Annotated in this window: 1 protein-coding gene; it reads right to left on the bottom strand. The window is 70.5% G+C overall.

What is annotated here, in order from left to right; translation table 11 throughout:
- Positions 1-68: 68 nt before the first annotated feature.
- Entirely contained in the window at positions 69-10,997 is a 10,929-nt protein-coding gene (locus ACZ6TD_RS42910) for a type I polyketide synthase (protein ID WP_471346954.1), read from the bottom strand.
- Between the last annotated feature and the right edge of the window lie 23 nt (positions 10,998-11,020).

The raw sequence follows: 11,020 nt of genomic DNA, 5'->3' as shown, positions 1-11,020 counted from the left end.
TTGCTCATCGCGCTTTCCCAATCACAAGGCTGTCGGCAGATTGCGGAGGGGTATTGCTTCAGATCGGTTCAGAGAATTCCGAGATCCTCGTCCACCATCTTGAAGAGTTCGCCATCCGTCGCCGATTCGAGTTGGTCGACGAGAGCAGCGCCGCTGCTCGGGACTTCCTGTGCGTCGCCGTACTTTGCCAAGAGCTCCCGCAGGCGTGACACCACGTCCGTGCGGCCGATCTCCTCCCAGGTCATCGTCGACAGACCGGCTTCGAGCTGATCGAGGCCCACGGATACGGGCACCGAGGTGGCGGCGGATCCGGCGTCCCGCGCCAGTTCGTGGTGAAGGTGCTGGGCCAGGGCGGTGGGGGTCGGGTGATCGAAGACCAGCGTCGCGGTCAGACGCAGTCCGGTCACCGTGCCGAGCCGGTTGCGCAGTTCCACCGCCGTCAGCGAATCGAAGCCGAAATCCTTGAACGCGCGGCCCGGTTCCACGGTTTCCGGGCCGCCGTGGCCCAGCACCGCGGCGACATTGCGCCGTACCGTGTCCAGCACCAGGCGTTCGCCTTCCGCATACGAGGCTCCGGCCAGGCGTGCCCGCAATGCCTCCGCCGCCCCGGCCGCTCCGGCCACTCCAGTGGATTCCGCCGTCGCCCGGCGAGCGGGCAGCCGCACCAACTCCCGCAGCACATGCGGTACTTCTGCGAGGCCGTTCTGCGCGGCGGACCTCCAAACCGTCGTGTTCAGCCGTGCGGCGGCGATGACCGGGCCACCGCTCGCACAGGCGGCGTCGAACAGGGCGAGCCCCTCGGCCGACGACAGGGCGGAGATGCCCACCTGGTCCATGCGCCGCCTGTCCACCTCGGCCAGCCCCGCGGTCATCCCGCTGCGTTCCTCCCACAGGCCCCAGGCCAGCGACAGACCGGGGAGACCGTGCGCCCGGCGCTGTGAGACCAGCGCGTCGAGGAAGGCGTTGGCGGCGGCGTAGTTGCCCTGTCCCGCGGCCCCGAACATGCCCGCCACCGAGGAGAAGACCACGAACGCCGACAGGTCGAGTCCGGCCGTCAGATCGTGCAGGGCGAGTGCCGCCTCCGCCTTCGGCCGCAGCACCGTGTCCAGCCGATCCGGAGTCAACGACGCGATCACACCGTCGTCCAGCACGGCGGCGGCGTGGACGACACCCTTCAGCGGATGTGCGGCCGGGATGTCCGACAGCACCGCGCCGAGGGCCCCCCGGTCGGCCACATCACAGGCCGCCCAGGTCACCGACGCCCCGGCCGAGGACAGCTCATCGGCCAGCTCGGCCGCGCCCTCGGCCGCCGATCCCCTGCGGTTGAGCAGTACCAGATGCCGCACACCATGGTCGGCCACCAGGTGCCGGGCCAGCAGACCGCCCAAGGTGCCGCCGGCGCCGGTGATGAGGACCGTGCCCTCGGGGTCCCAAGTCGCCGAAGCGTCCTGTTCCGCCTCCCCCTCGGCCCGGACCAGCCTCGCCGCCAGTACGCGCCCTCCTCGTACGGCCAACTGCGGCTCGCCCGAGGCGAGGGCCGCGGCCAGCGGTACGGAGCCGAGCTCCATGGGATCGTCCACGTCGAGGAGGAGCAGTCGGCCGGGGTCTTCGGCCTGCGCGGACCGCACCAGACCCCATACCGCCGCCCCTGCCAGATCGTCCACACCCTCGGTCGAGGTGGTGGCCACGGCGCCGCGCGTGGTGATGACCAGGCGGGAGTCGGCGAACCGCTCCTCGGCCAACCACTCTTGCACCCACTCCAGCGCCTGGTGCGCCGCGCCACGTGGCCCCTGGCGGGTGTCGCCACCGGTACCGGTCGCGGAGGCCAGCAGCACCCACTCCGGCAGGGGCTCGCCCTCAGCGCCGGGCCGGGCAAGTGCCGCCAGATCGGGGTGGGTTCGAACCTGCCAGCCCGCCGACCGCAGCGCCACGGCCAGCTCACCGTCCTCCTCGCCGATCACCGCACAGCGGGCGGTGGACGGTTCGTCGGCCGCGAACGGCATGGCGTTCCATCGCAGCCGGAACAGCGGTTCATGGGAGGTGCCGCGCGCGGCGTCGATCTGCTCGGCGGAGACGGGGCGCGTCGCGAGCTCTGCCACCGAGGCCACCAACCGGCCCGTCTCGTCGGCCACGGCGAGCGACAGACCGTCGGCCCCGGCCGCCGCCAGTCGTACGCGGACCGTGGTCGCGCCGGTGATGTGCGCCGACACCCCGTTCCAGGCGAACGGCAAACGGACCTGCTCCGCGTCCGAGGCCACCAGGCCACCGGGTCCCGCCATATGAAGGGCGGCGTCGAGCAGCGCGGGGTGCACATGGAAGCGCGCGGCGTCCGGCCACTGCTCCTCGGCCAGTGCCACCTCGGCGAACACCTCGGTGAACACCTCGCCTTCGCGCCGCCAGGCGGCCCGCACGCCCTGGAACGCCGGCCCGTACGCGAGCCCGCCCAGCGCGAAGCGCTCGTACACGCCGCTGATGTCGATCGCCTCGGCATCCGCGGGCGGCCACACACTCAGCTCGGCCGAGGTCGTCGCCTCCGGCCCCTCGGCCTGGGTCAGAACGCCACTGGCATGGCGCGTCCAGGGTCCGTCCTCATCAGCGGATTCCTGGCGGGAGTAGACGGTGACGGGTCGGCGGCCGTTGTCATCGGCTCCGGCCACCATCACCTGGAGCTGAACCGCACCGCGTTCGGGAAGGACCAGGGGCGCTTCCAGCACCAGGTCATCCACCTGGCCACATCCGAAACGGCCACCGGCATGCAGCGCCAGATCCACGAAGGCCGTCCCCGGTACCACCACCGAGCCCAGCACGGCGTGGTCGGCCAGCCAGGCGTGCGTACGTGCGGACAGCCGACCGGTGAACAGGCATCCGTCGGAGTCGGGCAGCCTCACGGCGGCACCGAGCAGGGGATGGTCCTCGGACCGCAGCCCCGCCGAGGCCACGTTGCCCGCCGGCCCGCCGGCCTCGAGCCAGTACCGCTTCCGCTGGAAGGCGTAGGTCGGCAGCTCCACGTGGCGTACGGGGGTCGGCGCGAGCAACGCCGTCCAGTCCACGGGGACGCCACGGACGAAGATGCGGGCCAATGCCTCCTGGAGCGTGGCGCTCTCGCCTCGTCCGCTGCGCAGGGCGGAGACGAACTCGACGTCCGGCGCGCACTCCTGCCCCATGCCGGAGAGCACCCCGTCCGGCCCCAGCTCCAGGGAGGTCGTCACACCCGCCTCCGCGAGAGCCGCCATGCCGTCGGCGAAGCGCACGGTCGCGCGGACGTGCCGCACCCAGTACTCGGCCGAGCACAGCGCCTCGACGTCAGCGATCAGGCCCGTCACGTTCGACACGACGGGAATGCGGGGAGGCGCGTACGACAGACCCTCGGCCACCTGGCGGAACTCGGCCAGCATCGGCTCCATCAAGGGCGAGTGGAAGGCATGCGAGACGTGCAGCCGCTTGGTCTTGATGCCCTGGGCGTCAAACTGTCCAGCGATCTCCGTCACCGCTGCTTCCGCGCCGGAGATCACGGTCGAGCGTGGACCGTTGACCGCGGCCACACTCACCTCGGCCTCACGACCGGCCAGGAGCGGGACTACGTCGGCCTCGGCGGCCTGCACGGACACCATCACCCCACCCGGGGGCAACGCCTGCATCAACCGCCCACGAGCGGCCACCAGCGCACACGCGTCCTTGAGCGCCAGCACACCCGCCACATGCGCGGCCACCAGCTCACCGATCGAATGACCGGCCACGAAATCCGGCCGCACACCCCACGACTCCACCAGCCGGAACAGCGCCACCTCCACCGCGAACAGCCCACACTGCGTGAAGACGGTCTCATCCAGCCCCGACGCATCCCCACGGATCACCTCCCGCAGCGAACGCTCCAGCAGGCTGTCGAACTGCGCGCACACCTCATCGAAGGCATCGGCGAACACCGGGAACGTCTCGCACAGCTCCAGCCCCATCCCGGCCCGCTGACTGCCCTGCCCCGAGAACACCACCGCCAGCTTCCCCGGCGCCGCCGAACCCCGCACCACACCCGCCGCCGGTACACCATCCACCAGCGCTTCCAGCCCGGCCGCAAACCCCTCACGGTCACCGGCCAGCACCACCGCACGATGCTCGAACACCGTCCGCGTGGTCACCAGCGACGAGGCCACGTCCACAACCGACGCCTCGGTGTCCAGCTCCCCGCGTACGGTCGACAGCAGCCGCTCCGCCTGCGCCCACAGCGCACCCTCGGACTTCGCCGACACCACCCACGGCACGACTCCCGACCCTGCGGGTCCGTCCGTCACCGGCTCGGCGACACGCCGTTCCTCGGGGGCCTGCTCCACGATCACATGCGCATTGGTCCCACTGGCGCCGAAGGAGGAGACACCCGCACGCCTCGGGTGGCCCGTCTCCGGCCATTCCGTGGCATCTGTGAGCAACCGCACCGCACCTTCGGACCAGTCAACATGCGGCGACGGCTCATCCACGTGCAGCGTCTTCGGCAGTACGCCATGTCGCATCGCCAGGACCATCTTCATCACACCCGCCACACCGGCGGCCGCCTGCGTATGGCCGATGTTCGACTTGATCGACCCGAGCCACAGCGGCCGCTCCTCGGTGCCCCGCTCGCGCCCGTAGGTCGACAGCAGCGCCTGTGCCTCGATGGGATCGCCGAGTGTCGTGCCCGTACCGTGTGCTTCGACCGCGTCCACGTCAGCAGCCGACAGCCCGGCACTCGCCAGCGCGGCCCGGATGACCCGCTGCTGCGACGGGCCGTTGGGGGCCGTCAGTCCGTTGGACGCGCCGTCCTGGTTGACGGCGGATCCGCGGACCACGGCAAGCACCCTGTGGTCGTTGCGCCGTGCGTCCGACAGCCGTTCCAGCAGCAGCACGCCGACGCCCTCGGAGAATCCCGTACCGTCCGCGGCCCCCGCGAACGCTTTGCAACGACCGTCGGCCGACAGCCCTCGCTGACGGCTGAACTCCACGAACAGGGCCGGTGTCGACATCACCGTCACGCCGCCCGCGAGCGCGAGCGAGCACTCCCCCTGGCGCAGCGACTGGGCCGCGAGATGCAGCGCGACCAGCGACGACGAGCACGCGGTGTCCACCGTCACCGCGGGGCCTTCGAAGCCGAAGGTGTAGGAGACGCGGCCCGAGGCGATGCTGCCGGCGGTGCCGTTGCCGATGTAGCCCTCGACTCCTTCCGGCACCGTGGCCGAGCCGTAGTCGTGGTGCATGATTCCGGCGAAGACGCCGGTCTGGCTGCCGCGCACCGATGCCGGGTCGATACCGGCCCGCTCCAGCGCCTCCCACGACGTCTCCAACAGCAACCGCTGCTGCGGATCCATCGCCAACGCCTCACGCGGCGAAATCCCGAAGAACTCCGGATCGAAATCACCCGCGTCATACAGGAAACCACCCTCACGCGCATACGCCGTGCCCCGGTGATCGGGGTCCGGGTGATACAGACCCTCCAGGTCCCAGCCGCGATCGTCCGGAAAGGCGGCGATGGCGTCTGTGCCGCGGGCGAGAAGCCGCCACAGATCCTCGGGGGACTTCACCCCACCGGGGAAGCGGCAGCTCATGCCCACGATGGCGATCGGCTCGTCCTGGGAGGCGGCCACCGGCACACGACGCCCTGCGTCGGCAGCCACCTCGCCGCTCCCGCCGAGCAGTTCATCACGGAGGTGGCGGGCGAGCGCCAGGGGCGAGGGGTAGTCGAAGACGAGGGTGGCGGGCAGGCGCAGTCCGGTGGCCGTGTTCAGCCGGTTCCGCAGCTCGACGGCCGTCAGCGAGTCGAACCCGAGCTCCTTGAACGCACGCCCCGGCTCGACCTGCTCCACATCGGAATAGCCGAGCACCGCGCCGACCCCACCACGCACGAGGTCCAGCAGCGTCTGCTCCTGCTCGGCCTCCGAAAGCCCAGCGAGCCGGACGAGGTCACCGTGCAGGGCTGTGTCCATGCCCGGCGCGGCGTCCACAAGGGCCCTCCGCGAGGGGGTACGCACCAGACGTCGGAGCAATGGCGGTACGGCTCCGGTCCCACCACGGAGCGCTGCCGGGGCGATCCGCACGGGAACCAGCAGCGACTGGTCCATTGCGCTCGCCGCGTCGAGGAGCGCAAGACCCTCGTCCGACGACAGCGGAATGACGCCGCCGCGCTCCATCCGGGCGACGTCGGCGTCGGCGAGGTGGCCGGTCATATCGCTGCGTTCGGCCCAGAAGCCCCAGGCCAGCGACACTCCCGCAAGCCCATGCGCGCGACGGCGCGCTGCCAGCGCGTCCAGGAACATGTTCGCCGCCGCATAGTTCCCCTGCCCCGCCGCGCCGAACGTGCCGGCGGCCGACGAGAACATCACGAACGCCGACAGATCCAGATCCCGCGTCAACTCATCCAGATGCACCGCGGCATCGACCTTCGGCCGCAACACCGCGTCGATGCGCTCCGGCGTCAACGACTCCACCACACCGTCGTCCAGCACCCCGGCCGCGTGCACCACACCACGCAACGGACGATCCGCCGGAATACCCGTCAGCACCCCCGCCAACGCCTCACGGTCGGCTACGTCGCAGGCCACCACCGTCACCGACGCACCCAGCCCCGCCAGCTCGGCCTCCAACTCCACCGCACCGGCCGCCTCCCGGCCCCGCCGAGAGACCAACACCAGATGCCGCACCCCACGCTCGGCCACCAAATGCCGCGCCACCAAACCACCCAACGTGCCGGTGGCACCGGTCACCAGCACCGTACCCTCGGCATCCCACGCAAAGCCCGCCCCGGCTCCCTCAGCAGAAGCCCCAGGAACGATGACACGCGCCAACCGGGGCACCAGCACATCCCCGGACCGCACGGCCACCTGAGGCTCCCCGCACCCCAGCACCGCCTGAAGCACGTCGGACGACACCGGCACGTCATCCACATCCACCAGAACGAATCGGTCCGGATGCTCAGCCTGCGCCGACCGCACCAAACCCCACACCGCGGCAGCCGCCACATCCGGCACATCCTCGCCCGGCACGGCCGCCACCGCACCCCGCGTCACCACCACCAACCGCGAACCGGCAAACCGCTCCTCAGCCAACCACTTCCGCACCACATCCAGAGCACGGTGCGCGAGGTGGCGCGTGGCGGACGGAAGATCCTGTGCGCCCGGGTGCGACTCGGACACACATGTCATGAGGACGACATCCGGGGAGCTTGCCAGACTGCCCAGTTCCGGGCTGCTCGCTACGTCCTGCCCTGCCGCCTCCAAGGCCGCGGTGAGGCCGAGATCGTCCGATCCGACTACTGCCCAGTGAGCCTGAGATGCCGCTCCCCGCATGCTCTCCGCGGGCACGCGATCCCATTCCACGGTGAACAGCGAGTCCCTGGCCACCTGCGGGGACGCGGTGAGCTGCTCGGCCGTCACCGGGCGTCCCACGAGCGAATCGACCGAAGCCACCGGGACTCCGTCGGCGTCCGCCACCAGCACCGAGATCCCCTCGGCGCCCGACGGCGACAGGCGCACCCGCAGCGCTGTCGCACCCGTGGCGTACAGGGAGACACCTGTCCAGGCGAACGGCAGACGCGCGGGGCCCGTCTCCTCGCCATCCGGGCCCACCCCGGCCATATGCAGGGCGGCGTCGAGGAGTGCCGGGTGCAGACCGAAACGTCCCGCCTCCGCCCGCTGCTCCTCCCCAAGCGCCACCTCAGCGAACACCTCATCACCACGACGCCACGCCGCCCGCACCCCCTGGAAAACCGGCCCATACTCCAAACCCACCCCAGCCAACCGCTCATACACACCACCCACATCCACCGCCACCGCACCCACCGGCGGCCACACACTCAACCCATCCCCCACCACAGGAACATCAGCCGACAACACCCCCCTCGCATGCCGCGTCCACAACCCCTCCCCCTCACCCTCCACCTGAGAAAACACACCCACCACACGCCGACCCACCCCATCCGGCGCCCCCACCGACAACTGCACCCGCACCCCACCACGCTCAGGCACCACCAACGGCGCCTCCAACGTCAACTCCTCCAACCGCCCACAACCCACCCCATCACCCGCACGCAACACCAACTCCACCAACGCCGCCCCCGGCACCACCACCACACCCCACACCGCATGATCAGCCAACCACCCATGCGAAACCAACGACAACCGCCCCGTCAACAACACCCCATCCACATCCGCCAACCCCACCACCGCACCCAACAACGGATGATCAGCCGAACCCAGACCGGCGGATGTCACATCGCCGACCGCCGACGAAGGAGTCTCGATCCAGTAGTGCTGGTGCTGGAAGGCATACGTCGGCAATTCCACCTGCCGAGCACCTGTCCCCCGGAAGGCCGTGGACCAGTCGACGGACGCCCCGCCGACATACGCCTCGGCCAGTGAGGTCACAAACCGCTCCAGGCCGCCTTCGTCGCGGCGCAGCGAACCGACGGCGGTGACACGTGTGCCGTGCTCCTCGGCGGTCTGCTCCACAGCCATCGTCAGGACGGGGTGGGCACTGGCCTCGATGAACGTATCGAAGCCGTCGGCCAGCAGAGCGCGTACGGCCTCCTCAAAACGCACCGTCTGACGCAGATTGCGGTACCAGTACCCGGCGTCCAGATCGGCCGTGTCGAGCACCCCACCGGTCACCGTCGAATAAAACGGCACCGACGACGACCGAGGACTGATCCCCGCCAGCTCCCGCAGCAGCTCACCCTCAATGGCCTCCACATGAGCACAATGCGAGGCGTAATCCACCGAAACACGCCGCGCCCGAACCCCCTCACCCTCACACGCAGCCAGCAGCTCCTCCAACGCATCCGCGTCACCGGAGACCACCACCGCCGAAGGCCCATTCACCGCCGCCACCGACAACCGCTCACCCCACCGCCCCAGCCGCTCCCGCACCTCCCCCACCGGCAACGACACCGACACCATCCCACCCAACCCCGACAACGCCCGCAACGCCTTACTCCGCAACGCCACCACCCGCGCCGCATCCCCCAACGACAACCCACCCGCCACACACGCCGCCGCAATCTCACCCTGCGAGTGTCCAATGACGGCCGAAGGCTCGACACCGTACGAACGCCACACCTCCGCCAGCGACACCATCACCGCCCACAACACCGGCTGCACCACATCCACCCGCTCCAGCGCCTCCGCATCGCCGAGCACATCCACCAGCGACCACTCCACGAACGGCGCCAACGCCGCCGCACACTCACCCATCGCCTCCGCGAACACCGGCGACGACTCCAACAACCCCACCGCCATCCCCACCCACTGCGACCCCTGCCCCGGAAACACCAACACCGCACGACCACCACCACCCACAACCACACCCCGCACCAACCCCGTGGCATCACGGCCCGCCGCCAGCGCGGCCACCCCATCGAGCAAACCGCCACGGTCCCCGGCCAGCACCACCGCACGATGCTCGAAGACGGTGCGTGTCGTCGCCAGCGACCACCCGACATCCCCGATCGGCAGCTCCGCCCGCTCCCCCACGTACGACGCCAGCCGACCAGCCTGCGCCCGCAACGCCGCCTCGGAGCGGGCCGTCAGCACCCACGGGACCACCGCGGGGTCGCCCGCGCTCACCCCCTCATCCGCCGCGTCATCGTCATCGCCGACCGGCGCCTGCTCCAGCACCACATGGGCGTTGGTGCCGCTGACGCCGAAGGCCGATACACCGGCCCGGCGCGGTTCGCCGCTCTCCGGCCATGCCACCTGCTCGGCCAGCAGCTCGACCGCGCCGGCCGACCAGTCCACGTGTGGCGTCGGCTCATCGACGTGCAGCGTCTTCGGCAGCGCACCGTGTTGTATGGCCAGGACCATCTTCATCACACCCGCCACACCCGCCGCCGCCTGCGTATGGCCGAGGTTGGACTTCACCGACCCCAGCAGCAGTGGCCGACCGTCCGCGCGGTCCTGCCCGTAGGTGGCCAGCAGCGCCTGCGCCTCGATCGGGTCGCCCAGCGTCGTACCCGTGCCATGCGCCTCGACCGCATCCACCTCGGCGGCCGAAAGCCGCGCGTTGGCGAGGGCCTGGAGGATGACGCGTTGCTGGGAAATGCCGTTGGGCACGGTCAGGCCGCTGCTGCTGCCGTCCTGGTTGACGGCGGAGCCCCGTACCACCGCCAGCACCGGGTGCCCGTTGCGCCGCGCGTCCGACAGCCGCTCCAGCAACAGCATGCCCACGCCCTCGCCCCAACCCGTCCCATCCGCGGCCGCCGCGAACGCCTTGCACCGGCCGTCCGGGGCGAGACCGCGCTGACGGCTGAACTCCACGAAGAGGCCGGGGGTGGACATCACGGTCACGCCACCGGCGAGGGCGAGCGGGCACTCCCCCTGCCGCAGGGACTGCACCGCGAGATGCAGTGCCACCAGCGACGATGAGCACGCGGTGTCCACCGTCACCGCGGGCCCCTCGAAGCCGAAGGTGTAGGAGAGCCGACCCGACATCACACTGGCCGCGCCGCTGGTGGCCAGGAAGCCCTCGACGCCCTTCGGGGCCTGCCGCAGCGCGACGGTGTAGTCCTGACCGTTGGTGCCCACGAAGACACCGGCCTTGCTGCCGCGCAACGACGCCGGAGTGACACCGGCCCGCTCCATGGCTTCCCACGACGTCTCCAGCAGCAGCCGCTGCTGTGGATCCATCGCCAGCGCCTCACGTGGCGAGATCCCGAAGAAGGTGGGATCGAAGGCGCCCGCGTCGGAGAGGAACGCGCCCTCCTTGACGTACGAGGTGCCGGAGCGGTCGGGGTCCGGGTCGTACAGCTCCTCCAGGTTCCAGCCTCGGTCCTCCGGGAACGCGCTCACCGCGTCCCCGCCATCGGCGAGCAGCTCCCACAGCTCCTCCGGAGACCGCACACCGCCAGGGAAACGGCAGCTCATCGCCACGATCGCGATCGGCTCCCGGGACTTCTCCTCGACATCGCGGAGACGCCGCTGCGTCTGGCGCAGATCGGCCATGACGCGCTTGAGGTACTCGACGAGCTTCTCTTCGTTTGACACTTGGCCCTGCCCCCTCGAAGAAA

This window comes from Streptomyces yongxingensis, from assembly GCF_055597465.1.
This window is presented reverse-complemented; position numbering and strand designations above follow the sequence as displayed.